Consider the following 20,978-nt stretch of genomic DNA (forward strand, 5'->3'; position numbering starts at 1 on the left):
CGCGCCGAGACCGAGAATACGCGGCGCTTTTTGTTTCTTTCCGGCCGTCGGACCGGACGGCGGCGAGTTACTCGCGTACCGAGTCAGCGACGGAGAAAACGTGTTCAAAACGGGCTATAAAATTTCTAGCGCGTTCTAGAAGCGTTGTAAAGAGTCCGTCAGACACGTTTTACCCCGGCGAGTTCGGTGAAACGCCCTGAAACCCCCTGAACGTCGCCCAACGGTGACGCCTTTATAACACCCTCCGGGAGCAAGGGTGAGGTGTACTATGAGCGCGACTGCGAACCCCTCCACGAACGCGAGCGCGAACGACGACCGCAGCAAGGAAGAGCGGCTGAAGCAGTACCTGCTCGACCGCGCACAAGACGGCGAGATGTACTTCAAGGGGAAGTTCATCTCCGACGACGTCGACCTCTCGCCGAAGGAGATCGGCGCCCTGATGGTGAAGCTCCGCGACTCGGCGACGGAGCTCACCGTCGAGAAGTGGTCGTACACGGGCGCGACGACCTGGCGCGTCGAACCCGCCTGAGGGACGCGCTCCGCCGACCGACGAACGCAGTACCGCTCCGAGGCGCACTCGGTTCACGAACCGGTCCCCGTCCCGCGCTTTTCTGACCGCGAGCGCGTCCGCGTCGAGTTCCGCCAGCCCACGCGCCGCGCCGTGTTTGCGGTACCCGTGCCCGCCGACGCGGGGTTTATACTCGCCGACCAGCTACGACCCCACGATGCCAGAACACGAGGACGCGGCGACGGCCGGCGACGGCGCGCCGCGTCCGGAGCCGCTCCGGACGTTCTTTCGGATCGACGAGGTCCGCCGCGAGGACGGTCGCGTGCGATACCGCGGCGAGTCGTACGTCCCGGAGCGGACGCTGTTGCGCAAGCTGACCCCCCACTTTCGAGAGGCGGGGTACGAGGTCGACGTGGAGGTCGTCGATGGCGGCCACGTCGTCGTCGCGACGCCGTTCGACCGCGGTCGGGACGGGATCCCGTGGGTGAACGTCGCCATGTTCGCGGCCACGCTGCTGTCGACGCTGTTCGTCGGCGCGTACGGCTGGTACTACGTGCCGCTCGCGGAGATCCAGTCGAACCCCCTGACGCTGCTCCGGGCGTGGCCGTTCACGGCCGCCGTTCTCGGGGTGTTGATGACCCACGAACTCGGCCACTACGCCGCCGGTCGCTACCACGGCGTCCCCGTCTCGTTGCCGTACGTTATCCCCTTCATCTTCCCGTTCGGCACGCTCGGCGCGGTGATCCGCATCCGCGGCCGGATGCCGTCGCGGAAGGTCCTCTTCGATATCGGCGCGGCGGGACCGATCGCGGGGCTGTTCGCGACCGTCGTCGTGACCGCGATCGGTCTCTCGCTCGACCCGATCCAGGTGCCGGCGGAGCTCGCGAACTCGTCGGGCGCGGTGATCCGGTTCAACAACCCGCCGCTCTTGGACTTCATCGCCGGCGCCCTCGGCCAGCCGACGAGCTACGGCGACCCGCGGCTCACCGCCCACCCCGTGGTGATCGGCGGGTGGGTCGGGATGTTCTTCACCGTCCTGAACCTCCTCCCGGTCGGCCAACTCGACGGCGGCCACATGGTCCGGGCGATGCTCGGGCCGCGACAGGAGACGGTGGCGGCGCTCGTCCCCGGCGCGCTGTTCGCCATCGCCGCCTACCTCTACTTCTGGCGGGGGCTCGGCCTGAACGAGTCGGTGGGGCTGTGGGCGTTCTGGGGCGTGTTCGCGACGGTCATCGCGTTCAACGGACCCGCGAATCCGGCCGACGAGGACGGACTGGGGCTGCCGCGGATCGCGGTCGGGGCCGTCACGTTCGCCGTCGGCGCGCTCTGTTTCCTCCTCGTCCCGATTCAGGTCATCGGCGCGTGACACCGCGATGCCCTCGATAGCACGGCTGCCGTCGCTGGTTCGGTCGCGCGTCGAGCGGCTCGGCTTTCGAACCCTGTACCGGCTCGCCGACCTGACGTACGCGCTCGGCGTCGCGACGCCGAAGCGGACCGTCGCCGGCACGTACTGGAGCTACGAGCCGACGAACCCCCACGGCGACGACCCCGGACTGGCCGCGCTCGACCGTCTCCCGGAGGACGCGGTGATCCTCGACGTGGGCGCGCACGTCGGCGAACACGCGATCCCGCTGACCCGCGGGACCGACCGTCGCGTAGTGGCGTTCGAGCCGAACGGCGAGAGCGCGGACCGGCTGGCGCGGAACGCCGAGCGGAACGGGCTCGGCGATCGGCTCGACCTCAGGCGGGCGGGCGCGGGCGACGCGAACGCGACGCTTACCTTCTATCGGTCGACGTTCTCGAAGTGCTCGGCGTTCGACCGCGATCTGGCGACGAGGTGGGGCGCGAGCGTCGCCGGGACGGAGTCGGTCCCGGTCCGACAGCTCGACGAACTCGTCGAGGGCGTCGGCGACGAGAGAGCCGACGGGGGCGGGACAGTCCCGCCGCCGGACGCCGTGAAGGTCGACGTCGAGGGCCGCGAGGGGGCGGTCCTCCGGGGCGCGGCGGAGACGCTCGCGACGTACCGTCCGCTGCTCGTCGTGGAGGTCCACGAGTCGGGGTCAGCGGAGGGAGTTGCGGCGGACGAGGGGACGATGAGCCCGGACTCCGCCGCCCTCCGCGAGTGGCTAACGGCGCGGGAGTACGCGGTCGAGGAAGCGGAAGACGTGTGGATCTGTCGGGCGACAGGAGAGTCGATAAAAGGCCGCTGAGTCGGTCGCCGCGCCGCCGGTCCGGTCGCTGTGCCGTTGAGTGGCGCCCCGTCGCCGAGTCAGTCGTCGCGCCGCTGTTTCATCCCCTGGCGGGTGAACTGCGGCGTGGTGCGGAGTCCCCGCTTCTTCCGGAACGACCGGTACAAGGCGATCGCGAGCGGCGAGGCCAGCGCGAGGACGACGAGCGCGAGCCGCCAGTTGTTCGCGAACGAGTAGAGGATCGTCGCCGAGAGGACGCCGACGGCGAGTAGCACCGAGTAGGCGATCCGCATCGCCAGCTTCTCTAAGACCTTCGTGTCGTCCTCTAAGACGACGTTGACCGTCAGGTCGTCGCGGTTGGCGCGGTCGAGGAACTCGTCGGCCTTCGGCGGGACCGTGAACAGCGCCTCGGTGGTCTGTTGTACCTGTCGGCCGGCGTCTTCGGCGAGGTCACGGGCGGTCTGCTCGTAGTACCCCTCTTCGCGGAGGTAGTCGGTCGCCGTCGAGATGAAGTCGAATTCGGGGTCTAAGGTGACACAGACCCCCTCGACGACAGTGGCGACCCGGAGGACCAAGGCGAGGTTCGGCGGGAGCCGGAGCGGGAACTCGTAGATGGACGACTCCACCTGCTCGATGATCTGGTTCACCTGGTACTGCTCGACGTCCTCGCCCCGGACGTCGGCGATGGCGAGCTCCATCACGTTCCCCATCACCTCGCGGTCGGCCTCCGGCGAGAGGGTCCCCATCGAGATGAGCGTGTCGAGGATGGCGTCGATATCCTGCCGCGCGACCGCGACGTAGAACTCGACGATCTTCTCCTGGACGAACGGGTCCACCCGCCCCGCCATGCCGAAGTCGTAGAAGATCACGGACCCGTCGTCCGCGACCGCGAGGTTCCCCGGGTGGGGGTCGGCGTGGAACACGCCGTCGTCGATGATCATCTGGAGGTACACTTCCTGGAGGATCTCCGCGATCGCCGTCCGGTCGTGACCAGCCTCGTCGAGCGCGTCGATGTCGCTGATCTTCGTGCCCGGGACGTACTCCATGGTGAGCACCCGCGGCCCCGACACCGACTCGTACGTCTCCGGGATCCGGATCCGATCGTTGTCCGCGAAGTTGCCGCGGATCTCCTCGAGCATCGTCCGCTCGCGGGCGTAGTCCATCTCCTCGCGGATCGTCTTGGCGAACTCGTCGGCGAGGTTCTCCAGGGAGAACGACCGGCCGGCGCCGGTGAACCGCTTGACCAGCGGGATCGACCAGCGGATCGTGCGGAGGTCGGCCTCGACGAGCGACTCGATGCCGGGCCGACGCACCTTCACCGCGACCTCGTCGCCCTCGTAGGTGGCGGTGTACACCTGTCCGAGGCTCGCGCCGCTTATCGGGTCGCGGTCGAAGTCGTCGAACGTCTCGTCGACCGGCCCGAACTCGTCTTCGAGGACGACCCGCGACTCCTCCCACGGCGCGGGGGGAACGTCGTCTTGGAGTCCCTCCAAGACCTCGATGTACGCCGGGGGAAGGATGTCGGGACGCGTCGAGAGGATCTGTCCGAGTTTGATGAACGTCGGCCCGAGCGTGAGCAGGATGTCGAGCAGCACCGCGGCGCGCTCGCGCTGGGTCTCGGCGTCGACCTCTCGGCTCCCGCCGAACAGGAAGTACCGGCGGCGGTCACGCCAGTAGGCGACGATGAGCGGCGAGAACTGCCGCAGAACGACGACGAACCGCCAGTAGGCGCGAAGGTTGACCAGCGTGACCACCCGTCAGGCGTCGCCCTCGTCGTCCGCGTCGTCGACGGGGATGGTCCGGGAGACGTCGCGCTCTCGCTTGGGGAGGGAGATTTCGAGGACGCCGCGGTCGATCTCGGCGTCGGCGCCCGCGCCGTCGGCGTCGTTCGGGAGGGGGAGTTCCGCGTCGAGGAACAGCGGGCGGTCCTCCCGGACGTACTCGAACCCGTCGGGGACGGCCTTCTCGCGGCGACCCTCGATGTCGATACGACCGTCCTCGACGAGCACCTCGGTCGTCGCTGCGGTCGCGCCCGGGAGGTCGACGACGAGGACGTACCCGTCGTCGGACTCGAGTAGGTCCGCAAACACCGCGTCCGGGAGGTCCCGGAGCGCGTCGCGTAGCGCTGACATAGGGGTCGGTAGGATCGCCGCGGCGAAAAACCTGTGGAAAAGGCGGATCGGGGCGGGAGATCCACCGCGGGTGACGCGGAGCGAGTGCCACGGGTGACGCGGAGCGAGTGCCACGGGTGACGCGGAGCGAGTGCCACGGGTGGCGCGGAGCGAGTGGGGCTCCCGGGGAGGCGGCTCAGTCGCGGTCGCCGATGTCGAGGTCGAACTTCCCGAGGTCGTCCCCCTGCGACTCGCCGGGGAGGATGTCGCCGAGGCCCGCGCCGAACGCCGCCGCGGCCCAGACGACCGCGACCCGGCTGACCCGTTCGAGCGCGGTGGGGTCGCCCTCGTGGAGGCGCCCCCAGAACAGCAGCATGGCCGCCGACGTGGCGAGCGAGACGAGGAGGACCCCGGCGTAGCGGCGCGGGATGACGCCGAGGATCGGGTGGTGGATCGCGATCTGCCGGAAGTCGGCGTAGTAGAGGAGCCCGGCGGTCGCGACGAAGACGAAGCCGACGTGGCCGATCAGGAGGACCGGGACGCCCGCGACGGTCGTCGCCGCGAACCAGGCCGCGATCTCGAAGACGCCGCCCTCGACGAGCAGCGGGAGCGCGAACAGCACCGCCCCGACGAACGACTCGGCGAGGTCTCTGGAGGTGTACTTCGTGATCCGCTCCGCGAGCGCGCCGCTCCCGGGCATCCGCTCGACGAGCGAGATCGTCTGTCGAACCTCCTCGCGCTCGTGGCCCTCGTCGACCGTGTCGCGCAGGGCGTCGAGCTTCGCGAGCAGGTCGTCGATGTCGGGGTCGCCCGGGGGCGGTTCGGCCGGAGGCTGTTCGGCGCCCGCCGGCGCTCCGGACCCGTCGGCAGGACCGGTATCGCCGTCGTCGCTGTCGACCATGTGCCCACGGGACGCGCGACCGACCTAAATCTCGCGGCGGTCGGCTGGTCCACGCGGTCGCGAGCCGACGACCGGCGGGACGGGCGGCCTACAGCCGACCGAGAAACGCGGAGAGCGCGTCGTTGAACGCGGTCGGCGCTTCGAGCATCGCGAGGTGCGCGGCGTCGGGGACCTCCGCGAGCTCTCCGGCCGGGATCCCGTCCGCGAGGTACTCATGGTACGCGGGCGGCGTGAGCTCGTCGTGCGCGCCGACGAGCGCGAGCGCCGGGACGCCGATCTCGTCGAGTCGCTCCCGGACGTCGAACCGGTGGCAGGTGAGGAAGTCGCGTTCGGTGACCGCTCGCCCGCACTCGCGCATGGCCGCCTCGGAGAGCTCGACGTACTCGGGCGGCGCGTCGTGGAAGAGGCGGTCCGGCTCGTGGAGCAGCGAGACGGCCCGCTCGAAATCGTCGGCGAGCGCGCCGCGGAGGGGCTCGGCCACCGCGAGCTTCGCGCCCGTGCCCGCGAGGACGAGGCCGTCGAGCGCGAGGTCGCGCTCTAAGGCGACCCGCAGCGCGACCGCGCCGCCGAGGGAGTTGCCGCAGAGGACTGTCGCCCCCGTCTCCTCCGCGACCGCGACCACGTCGTCCGCGTACGCGTTGAGCGTCTCGGGGCCGGCGGGCGTCGCGACGTCGTCGCTGTCGCCGTGCCCGGAGAGGTCGACGGCGACGCTCGAAACCCGGTCGGCCAGCCTAGCCTGCGACTTCCAGATGTCTTTCGTGCCGCCGCTGCCGTGAACGAAGCAGACCGTCGGCCCGTCGCCGCCGCGGTCGAAGCGGCGGTACGCCGTCGCGCGACCGTCGTGGGTGACCCGTTCCATGTCCGGGCGGTTCGGCGCCGAGCGGTATAAGCGCCCGAGGGAGCCGACGCGCGCTCGGCGACTCGATTGGCGCCGCGGGTCCGACCGCACGACGGCGGACGGTCGGCGGTGGAATCGCTCGAACCGCTACACTACCGTTAGTACAAAGAGGCACTCACGTCATGCGATTTTGAGCGTAAAGTTTAAATACTTACGCGACTAACTCGTAGTTAGGATGAATCACACACAGACCCGATCGACCGGCGACGGCGCGCTGCTGCGCCGGTACGAGTACGATGACGGCTGGACCGTCGCCGCCGACCTCGACGTCGACGACGAGGCCGTCACCGTCGACACCGTCGGCGAGACGGCGATCGTCGTCGTAGAGGGACCGGACGGGCCGGTCGAATCGGAGTTCGAGCTGCCCGGGACGGCCGCCGACGTGGCGGTGAACAACGGCGTGCTCACCGTGGAGGGCGACCGATGAAGCTCACTGTCAAGCCGCTGAAACAGAAGGACGCCGGCCGTCGCCTGGCGGCAATCGACCGCGTCGCGGCCGACGAGCTCGGGCTCTCCGGCGGGGACATCGTCCGCGTCGAGAGCGCCGACGGGGCGGCGATCGCCCGCGTCTGGCCCGGCTACCCCGAGGACGACGGGACGGGCGTGATCCGCATCGACGGGCGCCTCCGCCAGGAGGCCGACGTGGGGATCGACGACCGCGTCACCGTCGAGGACGTCGACGTCTCGCGGGCGGACGCGGTGACGATCGCCTTCCCCAGCCAGCTGCGGGTGCGGGGGCAGATCGCCCCGTTCATCCGGGACAAGCTCTCCGGTCAGCCGGTGACCGAGGGGCAGACGATCCGGACCTCGCTCGGCTTCGGGCTGATGGGCGGCCAGTCGCAGGCGGTCCCGATGAAGATCGCCGAGACGAGCCCCGGCGGCACGGTCGTCATCACCGACGAGACGGAGATCAGCATCTCCGAGATCTCCGCCGAGGAGATCGCCGACCGCGGCGAGGCCGCGGGCGGCACCGGCGAGGGGCCGGACGTGACCTACGAGGACATCGGCGGGCTCGACGACGAGCTCGAACAGGTCCGCGAGATGATCGAGCTCCCGATGCGGCACCCGGAGCTGTTCAAGCGCCTCGGCATCGACCCGCCGAAGGGCGTCCTGCTCCACGGCCCGCCGGGCACTGGGAAGACGCTGATCGCGAAGGCGGTCGCCAACGAGATCGACGCGAACTTCCACACGATCTCCGGCCCGGAGATCATGTCGAAGTACTACGGCGAGAGCGAGGAGCAGCTCCGCGAAGTGTTCGAGGAGGCGTCCGAGGAGTCGCCGTCGATCATCTTCATGGACGAGCTCGACTCCATCGCGCCCAAGCGCGAGGAGGCGGGCGGCGACGTGGAGCGCCGCGTCGTGGCGCAGCTGCTCTCGCTGATGGACGGGCTCGAAGAGCGCGGCGAGGTCGTCGTCATCGGGGCGACGAACCGCGTCGACGCCATCGATCAGGCGCTCCGACGGGGCGGCCGCTTCGACCGCGAGATCGAGGTGGGCGTCCCCGACCGGGACGGTCGCAAGGAGATCCTTCAGGTCCACACGCGGAACATGCCGCTGACCGACGGGATCGACCTCGACGAGTACGCCGAGAACACGCACGGCTTCGTCGGGGCCGACCTCGAATCGCTGGCGAAGGAGTCCGCGATGCACGCGCTGCGGCGCATCCGCCCGGAGATCGACCTCGAATCGGACGAGATCGACGCCGACGTGCTGAACAGCATCCAGGTGACCGAGTCGGACTTCAAGGAGGCGATCAAGGGGATCGAACCCTCCGCGCTGCGGGAGGTGTTCGTGGAGGTCCCCGACACCACCTGGGACGACGTCGGCGGCCTCGGCGACACGAAAGAGCGGCTCCGCGAGACGATCCAGTGGCCGCTCGAGTACCCCGAGGTGTTCGACGAGCTCGACATGCAGGCCGCGAAGGGCGTCCTGATGTACGGCCCGCCGGGCACGGGGAAGACCCTGCTCGCGAAGGCCGTCGCCAACGAGAGCGAGTCCAACTTCATCTCGATCAAGGGGCCCGAGCTGCTGAACAAGTACGTGGGCGAGTCCGAGAAGGGCGTCCGCGAGGTGTTCAGCAAGGCCCGCGAGAACGCGCCGACGATCGTGTTCTTCGACGAGATCGACTCGATCGCCACCGAGCGCGGGAAGAACTCCGGCGACTCCGGCGTGGGCGAGCGCGTCGTCTCCCAGCTGCTGACGGAGCTCGACGGCCTCGAGTCGCTGGAGGACGTCGTCGTCGTCGCGACGACGAACCGCCCCGACCTCATCGACTCGGCGCTGCTCCGCCCCGGTCGCTTAGACCGGCACGTCCACGTGCCAGTCCCCGACGAGGCGGCGCGCCGCCGGATCTTCGAGGTCCACACGCGGGATAAGCCGCTGGCGGACGACGTCGACCTCGACGCCCTCGCCCGCAAGACCGAGGGGTACGTGGGGGCCGACATCGAGGCGGTCGCCCGCGAGGCGTCGATGAACGCCTCTCGGGAGTTCATCGGCAGCGTCACGCGCGAGGAGGTCGGCGAGTCCGTCGGCAACGTCCGCGTGACGATGGAGCACTTCGAGGACGCGCTGAGCGAGGTGAACCCGAGCGTCACCCCCGAGACGCGCGAGCGCTACGAGGAGATAGAAAAGCAGTTCAAGCGGTCGGAGGTCGACCGCACCGAGGCCGAACCGGGCGCGGCGTTCCAGTAAGCCGGGCGCTTCGACCCGAACCGGCGGCCGGCCCGCGGCGGTTTTTAGACAAGTCCCAGCGTCGACAGCAGGTAGAACGCCGCGACGACGACGATGCCGATCGTGACGAGCCGCCACGCGAGCTTCAATACGAACTTGCCGACGACGATGACGAGCGCGACGGCGACGAGGGCGACCAGGAGCTGCCCGACCTGACTGCCGAGCAGCGCGGCCTGTGCCGGCGCGGCGAGCCCCGCGAGCGCGAGCGACGTTGCGGTCATGTCCCGGACCACGGCGACGCCGGGCATAAGCTTGTGGGAGGAGCTGGAAGTCGTTTGCTAGTTCTGATAGGTCTTCAGGCATTCCGGTGATGGGGCCGAGCGTGGATCCGCCCGACATCGGCCGACACGGCGGTATCGGGCGCCGGCTGGGCCGGCGGTTGCCGCCTCGATCGACCCCCCTTCTGTTCCCGTGGGAGACCGCTCACATCGTGTGGTTTTTTCGATCGACGACCAGTTTCACTCCGGTCTACCTATGCTTATGTGTCCAGAGCCCATTCCTTACCGACGTACCGGATTCAGCGTCAGGCGCACCGGAGAGACGTTACATACCGAATCGGACATGTAGAAGCCGGGCGGGGCCGAACATCCGAACGTACAAGGGCCCGCCTCGCCAGTACACCAACACTACAGATGATCCATATTCCACGCAAAGCCAGCGGGGTGGCCGCCGAATGAGCAGCGACGGCGTCTCCGCCGACGGAGTCGAACTGCCGATCAAACGAACCACGGGCGAGACGATGGAGGAGCGCCTCACGGGCAACGCCTACCAGAACATCCTGCCCGCGCGCTACCTCCGGAAGAACGCGGACGGCGAACCGATCGAAGACCAGGAGGAACTCTTTGACCGCGTCGCGCGAAACGTCGCGCTCGCGGAGGCCGTCTTCGAGGCTGAAAACCAGGGCGTCGAGGTCACCGTCACGCCCGACCAGCTGAAGCCCGACCACCCGCGGCGCGACGAGCTCGCCGAGGACGTGTTCGGCGCGGGCACGACGGCCGACGACGACGCGGAGGCGACGCTCACGGCCCACAACGTCAACAAGTTCGCGTACGAGACGGTCGTTCCCGAGCTCCCCGACGGGGTGCGCGACCACGTCGAGGCGACCGCCGAGACGTTCCGACAGGGGATGGAGTCGCTTTCCTTCATGCCGAACTCCCCGACGCTGATGAACGCCGGCGACGAGCTCCAGCAGCTCTCCGCCTGCTTCGTCGACTCGCCGGGCGACGACATCACCGACATCCACCAGACCGCCAAGGAGGCGGCCGAGGTGTTCCAGTCCGGCGGCGGCATGGGGTACGCGTTCTGGAAGCTCCGGCCGTACGGCGACTCCGTCGGCTCCACCGGCGGCATCGCCTCCGGGCCGATCACGTTCATGCGGACGTTCGACCAGATGTGCGAGACGATCGCGCAGGGCGGCGCGCGTCGCGGCGCCCAGATGGGCGTCATGCGCATCTCGCACCCGGACGTGATCCAGTTCATCCACGCGAAGAACAAGGACGTCTCGCTGGCCCACTCGCTGCGGCTCAACGACCCCGACGACTTCACGCACAACTCCTTCGCGGACGCGCTGGAGGAGGCCCGCGAGCTCATCGACGAGGACGGCAAGGTGCCCGAGCACCTCCGGAACGCGGTCGAGGGACACCTCTCGAACTTCAACATCAGCGTCGGCGTCACCGACGACTTCATGGAGGCGCTGGCGAACGACGAGGAGTTCACCTTCACCAACCCCCGCACCGAGGAGCCCCACGTCGCCACCCCGGAGACGAAGGAGCTCTACGACATGTTCGGGCTCGGCGAGCACGTCGAGGTCGGCGAGGAGCTCTCCGTCCCGGCGGCGGAGATCTGGGATCACATGATCCAGGGCGCACACGAGAACGGGGAGCCGGGCGTCGTCTACCTCGAACGGATCAACAAGGAGCACTCCTTCGACGTGGAGGAGCACCCGGAGCACCAGATTCTCGCGACGAACCCCTGCGGCGAGCAGCCGTTAGAGGAGTACGAGGCCTGTAACCTCGGCCACATCAACCTCTCGACGCTCGCGGACCTCGACGCGCCCGACTGGCGCGTCTGGTCGGACGAGCACGCCGACGAGTACGACTCCGAGGCGGCCGCAGTCGAGGCGTTCCTCGAAGAGGCGATCGACTTCGAGGAGTTCGAAGAGCGGATCGCGTACGGCACCCGCTTCCTCGAGAACGTCGTCACGATGTCCGACTTCCCGGTCGACGAGATCGAGGAGAAGGTCCGCGACATGCGGAAGATCGGGCTCGGAATCATGGGGCTCGCGCAGCTGTACGTCCAGCTCGGCGTCCGCTACGGCTCCGAGTCGGGCAACGAGATCGCCCGGCAGCTGATGACCCACATCAACCACGAGTCGAAGCTTGCCTCCCACGATCTCGCCGAGGAACGCGGGACGTTCAACGACTGGGCGGACTCGAAGTACGCGAACCCGACCGAGCACCGCGACTGGTTCGAGCACTTCACCGGGCTCGACGCCGACGAGTGGGCGGACGGCTTCCCGATCCGGAACCACAACACGACGACGATCGCCCCCACGGGCACGACGTCGATGATCGGCAACACGACCGGCGGCTGCGAGCCGATCTACAACGTCGCCTACTACAAGAACGTCTCCGACGACGTCCAGGGCGACGAGATGCTCGTCGAGTTCGACGACTACTTCCTGCGCACGCTGGAGGCCAACGACGTCGACGTCGAGGCCGTCAAGCGCGAGGCGCAGGCGCAGATGGCCGAAAACGCGTTCGACGGCGTCGAGGGGCTCGACACCGTCCCGGACGCCATCGGCGAGCTGTTCGTCGTCACCGGCGACCTCTCGGCGAAGGACCACGCCGGCGTCCAGGTCGCCTGTCAGAAGGGCGTCGACTCCGCCATCTCGAAGACCGTGAACGCGCCCAACGACTCGACGCTGGGCGACGCCAAGGAGGTCTTCGAGTACATCTACGAGAACGGCGGGAAGGGCGTCACCTACTACCGCGACGGCACCCGCTCGAAGCAGGTGCTCACGACGCGGGCGCAGAACACGGAGTTCGCCGACGAGAGCGAGGCCGCGGAGACCATCGTCGAGCAGATCAACGAGGTCTTCGGCGGCGTCGAGGCGTTCCTCGACAACGAGGACGTCCGCGCGGCGATCGACGCGGAGGTCGCAGACCTGCTCGAAGCGACCGAGCAGCCCCGGATCGACTACAGCGAGCGCAGCCCGCGCCCCGACTCGCTGTCGGGCGTCACCCAGCGGGTCGAGACGGGCTACGGCAAGCTGTACGTCACCATCAACGAGGACGAGAACGGTCGACCGTTCGAGCTGTTCGCGAACATCGGCCACTCCGGCGGCTACACCAACTCCTTCACCGAGGCGCTCGCGAAGGTCATCTCGACGGCGCTGCGCTCCGGCGTCGACCCCGAGGAGATCGTCGACGAGCTCCAGGGCACCCGGAGCCCGAAGGTCGCCTGGGACAAGGGCGAGCAGATCCAGTCGATCCCGGACGCCATCGGCACCGCGCTGCGGCGCTACCTCGACGACGACGTCGACAAGGGGATCCCTCAACAGCAGAGCCTCGACGACGTCGGGGAGGCCGCGTCGAGCGCGAGTCCGCCGAGCCAGACCGACGGCGGCGCGGTCGACGCCGGCGCGGCGACCGGCGCCCCGAGCGGGACCGCTCCGACGGGCGAGGACGACGCGGCCGGCGCCGACGACTCGACCCAGCAGCTCATCGCGGCGGGCGAGTCGCCCGAGTGTCCCGAGTGCGGCGGGATGAACCTCTACTACTCCGAGGGCTGTAAGACGTGCGAGTCGTGCGGCTGGTCGGAGTGTTAGCCGGGCGGCGCGAACGTCGGTAGCGCGCGGTCGACGGCGCGGTTTTCTGCGGGTCGTTGACGCTTCCGCGCGCGTTCACTACCGGTCGATAGACGAGCGTGACGCTGTTCGGGTCAGGTGGAGCGGTCGGGACCGAAAAGAGATTACCGTCGGCTCAGTCGTCTTCGAGCGCCTGCGCGATGCGCTGGAGCTGGCGGGTGGCGTCGCGGACCTCGTCGCGGAGCTGGCGCACCTCGCGGACGAGCTCCTCGTTGCCGCCGTCGTCGCCGCGGGCGCCCTGCTCTGCGCCCGCGCCGGGACCGCCGCCCATGCCGGGCGGGCCGCCCGCGCCGCCGGGGCCGCCGCCGCCCATCATGCCGGACATCATCTGCGCGAAGGGGTTGCCGCCGCCGCCACCGCCCATCCCCGGCGGGCCGCCGCCGCCACCCATCATCTCCTCCGGGTCGGGCCGGTCGCCCTCCTCGCGCTCCTGCTCGCGTCGCTCCCGGATCTCCTCGACGCGCTCGCGGAACGACTTCTCCTCGCCGTCGTCGCCGTCGCTCTGTTCGCCGCCCTCGCCGTTCTCGGGGTCGGTGGCGTCGTCGTCTGCCATGCGCCACGGTTCGGCGGCGCCGCCGAAAAGGGTTGTCGTGGCGCCCGCGACGGTGTGTTTATAAATAGCCGGCGGGCGGCGGTGTCGGACCGGCGCTCCGCCGGCGGCCCCGAGCCGGCGTCAGGTCCGAATCAGCCGGTGGCAGTTCGGGCACTCCGCCGAGTCCGTGTCCCGGCCGGCCGCAGGCACGCGGTCGCCGCAGTTCGGACACCGGATCCGGGTGCGAGCGTACTCCGTCCTCGACCGGGTCGGGGTTCTGTCGGTGTCGTCGGCCATATGAGTGTGACATTCACTAGCATACAAATGGCTTATCGACATATTCCTAAAACACGATTTAGGTCGCCGAGCGCGCAGCCGGAGTCGCGCTCCGCCGTCACTCGTGACCGGAGACGCGGACCGGCTCGTACGGCTCTTCGAGCCACTCCACGTCGGAATCGGAGAGGTTGACGTCGAGCGCCTCGACCGCGTCTTCGAGGTGTTCGACGCTCGTCGTGCCGACGATGGGCGTGTCGACCCACTCCTTGTGGAACAGCCACGCGAGCGCGATCTGCGCCATCTTCACGCCCTCCTCCGCGGCGAGCTCCTCGACTCGCTCGTTGACCGCCCGCCCGCCGCCCTCGCGGTAGGGGTGCGCGTAGAGGTGCTCCTCGGTCTCGCCGCGGAGGGTGGCGTCGACCTCCTCGTGCGGGCGCGTCAGGTAGCCGCGCGCGAGGGGGCTCCACGGCATCACGCCGATTCCCTCCTTCTCGCACAGCGGGAGCATCTCGCGCTCCTCCTCGCGGTAGGCGAGGTTGTAGTGGTTCTGCATCGTGGCGAACCGCTCGTACCCCTCGCGGTCGCTCGCGTGGAGCGCCTCGGCGAACTGGTGGGCCCACATCGAGGAGGCGCCGACGTGTCGCACGTCGCCCCGTCGCACCGCGTCGTCGAGCGCGGCGAGCGTCTCCTCGATCGGCGTGTCGTCGTCCCAGCGGTGGATCTGATAGAGGTCGACCGTCTCCATGCCGAGCCGGTCAAGGGAGTTCGACAGCTCCTGCTCGATGGCCTTCCGGGAGAGGCCGCCCGAGTTCGGGTTCGACTCGTCCATCTGGAAGTACCCCTTCGTGGCCACGACGAACTCCTCGCGGTCGTATTCGCCGAGGGCGTCACCGAGGACGCGCTCGCTCGCGCCGTTCGAGTACATGTTGGCGGTGTCGAAGAAGTTCACGCCGAGTTCGACGGCGCGGTCGACGAGCTCGCGGCCCGCCTCCTCGTCGAGCACCCACTCGCGCCAGTCCGGGTCGCCGAAGCTCATACAGCCGAGACAGATCTTCGAGACGGTGGTGCCGGTGGAGCCGAGCGTGGTGTACTCCATACGCGCACCAGTTCGAGGCGGAACAAAAAGCTACGCGCGGCGGCAGCGACGGGCTCGGCCCGAAGCGGGGATCAGAGGTCCCGGAACGACGCCGTGTACACGAGGAACGCCCCGGTGAGGATGACGAACGCGAGGAACGTCACGAGCGCGAGCACGTTCGCGACCGGCGAGAGCGGCGCGAGGAAGGACTGTCCGGTCGAGTCGAGCACCAGCACGGCGAGGAGGGCGGCGATGAGGCCGAGCAGCCAGTTCGTGAGGATCTCGTCCATGGCTCGCCCGACACGGGGGGCCGACAAAAGTCCGCGGGTGACGCGTCGTTCCGGGAGGTCGCGGTCGAGCGACGCCGCCGGAGCTATGAGACTCGGGAGCGTTATTCGTCCCGTGAGCGACCGGACGACCTGCTGGCTGCTCGGTGACCAGCTCAACCCCGACCTCGACGCCCTCGACGCGGCCGACGAGGTCCTCCTGATCGAAGCGCACGGGTTCGCCGACCGGAAGCCGTACCACGCCCACAAGCTGACGCTCGTGTTCTCGGCGATGCGGCACTTCCGCGACGACCTCCGCGATCGCGGCCACGACGTGACGTACGTTCAGGCGGAGTCGTTCGGCGAGGGGCTCGACGAGTTCTTCGCTGGTCGGGCGGCCGAGGCGAACGACGGCGAGGACGACGACGGGCCGCGCCTGCGGCTCATGCGCCCCGCGAGCCACGGCGCCGGCGAGCGGCTCCGCGGGCTGGTCGCCGAGCGCGGCGGCACCCTCGAACTCGTCGACAACGAGCTGTTCTGGACGACGCCGGCGGACTGGCGCGAGTGGGCCGGCGACGAGGGGACCGAGATCGGCGCCGACGGGGCCGCGGAGCGCACCTACCGGCAGGAGCACTGGTACCGGCACGTCCGTCGCGAGACGGGCGTGCTGATGGACGACGGCGAGCCGGTCGGCGGGGAGTGGAACTACGACGACCTGAATCAGGAGACGCCGCCGAAGGACTGGGAACCGCCGGGGCGGCCGACGTTCGAGCCGGACGAGCTGACCCGCGAGACCCACGCGTGGGTGTGCGACCGGTTCGACACGTGGGGGAACAACGCGCTCGACGGGTTCGCGTGGCCGGTCACGCGGGCAGAGGCCCGCGAGGCGCTCGACCGGTTCGTCCGCGACGGGCTGCCCGCGTTCGGACGGTACGAGGACGCGATGGTCGGCGGCGAGCCGTTCCTCTCGCACTCGCTGCTGTCGCCGGCGATCAACCTCGGGCTGCTCGACCCGCGCGAGCCGGTGCGGGCGGTCGAGCGCGCCTACGAGGAGCGGGGGGTCGAGCCCGGCGCGTACGACCCAGACGACCACGGCGACGCGGGCGGGACGGCGACCTCGCTCAGCGAGTTCGGCGGGGACGCGGCGGACGGCGAGGACGGAGCGACCGGGGGCAGAGCGGCCGGGGGCAACGAGCCCGCCCCCGTCCCGCTCAACGCCGTAGAAGGGTTCGTGAGGCAGGTGATCGGCTGGCGGGAGTTCATACGCCACGTCTACCGCGAGGCGATGCCGGAGCTCGCGGAGGCGAATCAGTTGGAACAGGACCGGGAGCTTCCCCCCGCCTACTGGGACGGCGAGACGGACATGCGGTGTCTCTCGGAGGCGGTCGGGCACGTCCGCGAGTTCGGCTACGCCCACCACATCGAGCGGCTGATGGTGCTGTCGAACTTCGCGCTCGTGTACGGCGCCGACCCCGCCGACGTGAACGAGTGGTTCCACCTCGGCTTCGTCGACGCCTACCACTGGGTGACGACGCCGAACGTCGTCGCGATGGGGTCGTTCGGCACGGACGTGCTCTCCTCGAAGCCGTACGCCTCCTCGGGGAGCTACGTCAACCGGATGAGCGACCACTGCGCCGACTGCCCGTACGCCGTCTCGCGGACCACGGGCGACGGGGCCTGCCCGTTCAACGCGCTCTACTGGGACTTCCTGAAGGAGAACGAGGAGACGCTCCGCGGCACCGGGCGAATGGGGCTGATGTACTCGCACGTCGACAAGAAGGACGACGAGGAGTGGGCGGCGATCCGCGAGCGCGCCGACCGAGTGCGCGAACTCGCCGCGGACGGGGACCTGTGAGTTACTCGCCGCTCGCGAGGCGGCGCAGCCGCGGGAGCGCCTGCTCGTAGCCGAGACCGACGAGGCCGACGTACAGCGCGATCAGTCCCATGCCGACGGCCCACGCGCCGAGGACGAGATCGCCGCCGGAGACGGCGGAGAGCCCGAACTGTTCGAGCACGACGCCGACCGCGGCGGCCGCGCCGGCGCCGACGGCAGCGGCGAGGAGTTCGACGAGTTCGACCGCGACGGCAGGTACTTCGACCATACCCGGTGAGGGACGGTCGGCGATTATGACTCTTTCGGGACCACGGTGAACGCCGCGTCGCGCGGACGGCCGCTCGTCCGGAGTCGGTCGGACCGCCGCCGAGGGTTCACTTCAGCCCGAACGATCGCATGGCGGTGTCGACGAGCCCCTTCGCGATCAGCGCGAGACCGGCGAGCACGACCATCAGGGCGCCGGCGACGACCGGATCGCGGAGGGTCAGGATACCGATACCGACGAGGACGACGAGGACGCCGGCGATGCCTTCGAGTCCGAGCGTGTCACGCATGTCGTCGCCTCGGCGGTCCCCAGAGGTAAAAGGGCCGTTTCGGTCCCGGCGGAGAGCGGCCCTTTTATTTCCGCGAGCGCGTATCACCGCGTACGCATGAGCAACGGAGACGGCGGCGGTCGGAACGACCTCCGGATGCCCGACGACGACGAGGTGTTCGCGGAGGTCGTCGAGATGCTCGGCGCGAACCGCGTCAAGGTGCGCTGCGCGGACGGGAAACAGCGGACCGCGCGCATCCCCGGCCGGATGCAAAAGCGCGTGTGGATCCGCGAAGACGACATCGTCCTCGTCGAGCCGTGGGACTGGCAGGACGAGAAGGCCGACATCTCGTGGCGCTACGAGAAGAGCGAGGCCGAACAGCTCCGCGAAGAAGGCCACCTCCAATAGGTCGCTTCGCGCGTATCGACGGGAGACCTCGCCGACACCTCGACCGCTTATTCGTACGTATCAGACTGCGAATCGACGGTGAACGCATCCGAGTCCCCGGCCGCGAGGCACGCGCTACCGGCCGTCGGAACGCGTCGCTGCCGTCGTTCCGCTCGCGCCGTTTTTAAGTCCGAACGGCCCCCAACACGGTTATGCTCCGGCTCGCGATGACCACCGACGCGGAGACGTTCGAGCGCGTGCGCGGGCCCCTCGCGGACCGCGGCATCGACGTCGGTCACGTCCGAGCGAAAGAGCGAGCGCTGCGCGTCTCGGGCGGCGCGGCGGCGCGAGACGGCGCGGGCGACCCCGACGAGTTCGCCGACTTCGACGTCGGCCTCGTCTACCCCACCCGGCTCATGGAGGGCGCGGTCGTCGACGAGCGGCTGGGCGTGCCGTGGGTGAACGGCCGCGACGCGGTCGTGACTTCGCGCAACAAGGCCGGCGTGCTGGCGACGCTCTCCGCCGCCGGCCTCCCGACGCCGAAGACGACGCTCGTGTCGAACCCCGTCGACGAGTCGGTCGTCGTCGACGCCGCGAGCGAGTTCTCCTACCCGGTCGTCGTGAAGCCGAACTCCGCGACCCGCGGGGTGGGCGTCGCGACCGCGACCGACCTCGACTCGCTGCTGGGCGTCGTCGACTACCTGAACCTGATCCACGACTACCGCGCGACCGGCGACAAGTCGTTCCTGCTTCAGGAGTACCTTCCCGACGCGCGCGACTACCGCGCGATGGTCGTCGACGGCGCGTACGCCGGGGCGGTGGAACGCGAACTCGACGCCGACGCGCTCGCGGCCGGCCGGTGGAAACACAACGTCCACCGCGGTGCGACCGCTCGCGGCGTCGACCTCGATCCGCGAGCGCGCGACCTCGCGGAGCGCGCGGCCGCGGCGCTGGGGATCGACTACCTCGGCGTCGACCTGCTCGCGACCGACGACCGGCTCGTCGTCAACGAGACGAACGCGCGGCCGACGGTCGACGCCGCGACGAAGTACGAGGACGGCTTCTACGACCGGTTCGCGGCGCTCGTCCGGCGGACCGCCGAGGAGGAGTGAGGAGAGCGAGCGAGCCCCGGGAGGCGGGCCGGCTCAGACGAGGTCGATCGACGCGCTGTCCTCGTCGCGGTCGAACGAGACCTCGAGGACGCCGTTGTTGAACGTCGCGTCGGCGGAGTGCTCGTCGACGGGCGCGGGGAGGTCGACCGTCTCGTCGTACTCGCGCCGGTCGGAGACCGCGGAGATGGTGAGCGCGTCGCCGTCGCAGCGGAGCGAGAGGTCCTCCTTCGAGACGGCGGGGAGGTCGGCGACGAGACGCACCGACTCCTCGGTGGTGTACGCGTCGACGTGGGTGTCGGAGCCGAACCCGGCGTCGTCGGCCGACGGAGCGTCGCCGGTGGCCATCTCGTTCATCATCCGCTCGATCTCCTCGAAGAAGTCTCCGAACGGATCGTCGCGGTCGTCTCTGTCCATACCTTCCGTGAGGTCGGTGACCCCGATAAGCCTTCTGTCGGTCGCCGTATCGGCCGCTATCCGCCGCGGGAAAGCAGCGATCCGGCGGACGACGAGCGACCGCCGTCGCCGGCCCTCGGCCGCGAGACGCGACACCGGCCGTAACAAATTCCAACGATTATGACGGTCTCGCCGCGACTGGGCCGGATTTAAGTAGTTGCGGCTCGGCTTTTTCGAATATGAGTAAATCGAATCTGGCGGCCGGTGACGACGTGAGCGACGACGAGGTCGTGCGGGTGGGGCTCAACGGCTTCGGTCGCATCGGGCGCAACGTGTTCCGCGCGGTGTTAGAGAGCCCGCGGATCGAACTCGTCGGGATCAACGACGTGATGGACTTCGACGACATGGGGTATCTCGCGAAGTACGACACCGTCATGGGTCGTCTCGACGGCGTCGAACGCGACGGCGATGAGCTGACGGTCGGCGACACGGCCGTCCCGCTGTTCAACGTTCAGGACCCCGCCGACCTCCCGTGGGACGAGCTCGACGTCGACGTCGCCCTAGAGTGTACGGGCGTCTTCCGCACCCGCGACGACGCGAGCGCGCACCTCGACGGCGGCGCCGACACCGTGATCATCTCGGCGCCTCCGAAGGGCGACAAGCCGGTCAAACAGCTCGTCTACGGCGTCAACCACGACGAGTACGAGGGCGACGACGTGATCTCGAACGCCTCCTGTACGACGAACTCCATCACGCCGGTCGCGAAGGTGCTCGACGCGGAGTTCGGCATCGACGCCGGTACCCTCACCACCGTCCACGCCTACACGGGCTCGCAGAGCCTCATCGACGGCCCGATGAGCAAGCGTCGCCGCGGCCGTGCGGCTGCCGAGAACATCGTTCCCACCTCGACGGGCGCCGCGGGCGCGGCGCAGAAGGTCCTCCCGCAGCTGGAGGGGAAGATCGACGGCATGGCGATGCGCGTCCCGGTCCCGACCGGCTCCCTCACCGAGTTCGTCGTCAGCCTCGACGAGACCGTCACCGAGGAGGAGGTCAACGCCGCCTTCCGCGAAGCCGCCGACTCCGGTCCGCTCGCGGGCGTTCTCGGCTACACCGACGACGAGGTCGTCTCCTCCGACATCGTCGGCCTCCCGTTCTCCAGCTACGTCGACCTCCAGTCGACGAACGTCATCGCCGGCGGGAAGCTGCTGAAGATCCTCACCTGGTACGACAACGAGTACGGCTTCTCGAACCGGCTGCTCGACATGGCCGCGTACGTCCACGACGAGGCGTAGACGGCCGGTTCGTCTGGCGCGTCGCGACCGACGCGCTCGACACGCACCGCCCGTTCGACGGGACGGACCTTCG

22 protein-coding genes are annotated in these 20,978 nt (G+C 69.3%); 10 read left to right on the plus strand and 12 right to left on the minus strand.

Annotated features, from left to right (window positions below; genetic code table 11):
* Positions 1–268 precede the first annotated feature (268 nt).
* From EO776_RS13095 to EO776_RS13105, 3 genes are all read left to right on the plus strand, one after another.
* Positions 269–529: a DUF7123 family protein gene (locus EO776_RS13095; protein ID WP_049930246.1), complete on the plus strand. Its 261-nt coding sequence runs from the start codon at positions 269–271 to the stop codon at positions 527–529.
* Between the two features lie 196 nt (positions 530–725).
* A complete protein-coding gene (locus EO776_RS13100) occupies positions 726–1,874 on the plus strand; it encodes a site-2 protease family protein (RefSeq protein ID WP_049930244.1) in 1,149 nt (382 codons plus the stop codon).
* A 7-nt stretch (positions 1,875–1,881) separates the two neighbouring features.
* Entirely contained in the window at positions 1,882–2,718 is an 837-nt protein-coding gene (locus tag EO776_RS13105; protein ID WP_129452439.1) for an FkbM family methyltransferase, read from the plus strand.
* A gap of 59 nt (positions 2,719–2,777) precedes the next feature.
* On the opposite strand, the gene EO776_RS13110 is transcribed toward EO776_RS13105, so the two are convergent.
* From EO776_RS13110 to EO776_RS13125, 4 genes are all read right to left on the minus strand, one after another.
* The gene (locus EO776_RS13110; RefSeq protein WP_049930241.1) at positions 2,778–4,451 is read right to left on the minus strand and encodes an ABC1 kinase family protein; all 1,674 of its coding nucleotides are present in this window, start codon (positions 4,449–4,451) and stop codon (positions 2,778–2,780) included.
* 3 nt (positions 4,452–4,454) lie between these two features.
* Positions 4,455–4,829 (minus strand): Hsp20/alpha crystallin family protein, encoded by a 375-nt coding sequence (locus EO776_RS13115; RefSeq protein ID WP_049930239.1) that lies wholly within the window; start codon positions 4,827–4,829, stop codon positions 4,455–4,457.
* A 175-nt stretch (positions 4,830–5,004) separates the two neighbouring features.
* Positions 5,005–5,709 carry a DUF2391 domain-containing protein gene (locus EO776_RS13120; protein ID WP_129452440.1) on the minus strand — a complete coding sequence of 235 codons (705 nt, stop codon included), beginning with the start codon at positions 5,707–5,709 and terminating at the stop codon, positions 5,005–5,007.
* 88 nt (positions 5,710–5,797) lie between these two features.
* Entirely contained in the window at positions 5,798–6,568 is a 771-nt protein-coding gene (locus tag EO776_RS13125; protein ID WP_129452441.1) for an alpha/beta fold hydrolase, read from the minus strand.
* A 214-nt stretch (positions 6,569–6,782) separates the two neighbouring features.
* On the opposite strand from EO776_RS13125, the gene EO776_RS13130 reads away from it, so the two are divergent.
* Positions 6,783–7,034, plus strand: coding sequence for a DUF7127 family protein (locus EO776_RS13130; protein ID WP_129452442.1), 252 nt, complete (start codon positions 6,783–6,785; stop codon positions 7,032–7,034).
* Positions 7,031–9,298, plus strand: coding sequence for a CDC48 family AAA ATPase (locus tag EO776_RS13135; protein WP_049930234.1), 2,268 nt, complete (start codon positions 7,031–7,033; stop codon positions 9,296–9,298). Before EO776_RS13130 ends, EO776_RS13135 begins: the two co-directional genes overlap by 4 nt.
* A gap of 44 nt (positions 9,299–9,342) precedes the next feature.
* Here EO776_RS13135 and EO776_RS13140 read toward each other — a convergent pair whose 3' ends face one another.
* Positions 9,343–9,585 carry a hypothetical protein gene (locus EO776_RS13140; protein ID WP_049930233.1) on the minus strand — a complete coding sequence of 81 codons (243 nt, stop codon included), beginning with the start codon at positions 9,583–9,585 and terminating at the stop codon, positions 9,343–9,345.
* A 425-nt stretch (positions 9,586–10,010) separates the two neighbouring features.
* Between EO776_RS13140 and EO776_RS13145 the strand changes: the two genes are divergently transcribed.
* Positions 10,011–13,166: an adenosylcobalamin-dependent ribonucleoside-diphosphate reductase gene (locus EO776_RS13145; RefSeq protein WP_049930231.1), complete on the plus strand. Its 3,156-nt coding sequence runs from the start codon at positions 10,011–10,013 to the stop codon at positions 13,164–13,166.
* A 154-nt stretch (positions 13,167–13,320) separates the two neighbouring features.
* Here EO776_RS13145 and EO776_RS13150 read toward each other — a convergent pair whose 3' ends face one another.
* The 4 genes from EO776_RS13150 to EO776_RS13160 all read right to left on the minus strand — a co-directional run bounded on the left by EO776_RS13150 (position 13,321) and on the right by EO776_RS13160 (position 15,378).
* Entirely contained in the window at positions 13,321–13,758 is a 438-nt protein-coding gene (locus EO776_RS13150) for a hypothetical protein (protein ID WP_094494609.1), read from the minus strand.
* 120 nt (positions 13,759–13,878) lie between these two features.
* Positions 13,879–14,034 (minus strand): hypothetical protein, encoded by a 156-nt coding sequence (locus tag EO776_RS19050; RefSeq protein WP_176450687.1) that lies wholly within the window; start codon positions 14,032–14,034, stop codon positions 13,879–13,881.
* A 97-nt stretch (positions 14,035–14,131) separates the two neighbouring features.
* Positions 14,132–15,109 (minus strand): aldo/keto reductase, encoded by a 978-nt coding sequence (locus tag EO776_RS13155; protein ID WP_089308352.1) that lies wholly within the window; start codon positions 15,107–15,109, stop codon positions 14,132–14,134.
* Between the two features lie 71 nt (positions 15,110–15,180).
* Entirely contained in the window at positions 15,181–15,378 is a 198-nt protein-coding gene (locus EO776_RS13160) for a hypothetical protein (RefSeq protein ID WP_049930226.1), read from the minus strand.
* A 112-nt stretch (positions 15,379–15,490) separates the two neighbouring features.
* Here EO776_RS13160 and EO776_RS13165 point away from each other — a divergent pair, with 112 nt between their 5' ends.
* Positions 15,491–17,209, plus strand: a complete 1,719-nt coding sequence (locus tag EO776_RS13165; RefSeq protein ID WP_129452443.1) for a cryptochrome/photolyase family protein — start codon at positions 15,491–15,493, stop codon at positions 17,207–17,209.
* A 1-nt stretch (position 17,210) separates the two neighbouring features.
* Here EO776_RS13165 and EO776_RS13170 read toward each other — a convergent pair whose 3' ends face one another.
* Both EO776_RS13170 and EO776_RS13175 read right to left on the minus strand, forming a co-directional pair.
* Positions 17,211–17,456, minus strand: a complete 246-nt coding sequence (locus EO776_RS13170) for a hypothetical protein (RefSeq protein WP_089308354.1) — start codon at positions 17,454–17,456, stop codon at positions 17,211–17,213.
* A gap of 106 nt (positions 17,457–17,562) precedes the next feature.
* On the minus strand, positions 17,563–17,742 hold the full coding sequence (locus EO776_RS13175; RefSeq protein WP_049930222.1) for a DUF7470 family protein: 180 nt from the start codon (positions 17,740–17,742) through the stop codon (positions 17,563–17,565).
* A 96-nt stretch (positions 17,743–17,838) separates the two neighbouring features.
* Here EO776_RS13175 and eif1A point away from each other — a divergent pair, with 96 nt between their 5' ends.
* On the plus strand, positions 17,839–18,129 hold the full coding sequence (eif1A, locus tag EO776_RS13180) for a translation initiation factor eIF-1A (RefSeq protein WP_004597376.1): 291 nt from the start codon (positions 17,839–17,841) through the stop codon (positions 18,127–18,129).
* A gap of 191 nt (positions 18,130–18,320) precedes the next feature.
* Complete coding sequence (locus EO776_RS13185) at positions 18,321–19,220, plus strand: ATP-grasp domain-containing protein (protein WP_086216096.1); 900 nt, start codon at positions 18,321–18,323, stop codon at positions 19,218–19,220.
* A gap of 33 nt (positions 19,221–19,253) precedes the next feature.
* On the opposite strand, the gene EO776_RS13190 is transcribed toward EO776_RS13185, so the two are convergent.
* Positions 19,254–19,634: an Hsp20/alpha crystallin family protein gene (locus EO776_RS13190; protein WP_049930219.1), complete on the minus strand. Its 381-nt coding sequence runs from the start codon at positions 19,632–19,634 to the stop codon at positions 19,254–19,256.
* A 218-nt stretch (positions 19,635–19,852) separates the two neighbouring features.
* Between EO776_RS13190 and gap the strand changes: the two genes are divergently transcribed.
* Positions 19,853–20,905 (plus strand): type I glyceraldehyde-3-phosphate dehydrogenase, encoded by a 1,053-nt coding sequence (gene gap, locus EO776_RS13195; RefSeq protein ID WP_049930217.1) that lies wholly within the window; start codon positions 19,853–19,855, stop codon positions 20,903–20,905.
* Positions 20,906–20,978 lie beyond the last annotated feature (73 nt).

It is taken from the genome of Halorubrum ezzemoulense (assembly GCF_004126515.1).
Taxonomy (GTDB): domain Archaea; phylum Halobacteriota; class Halobacteria; order Halobacteriales; family Haloferacaceae; genus Halorubrum; species Halorubrum ezzemoulense.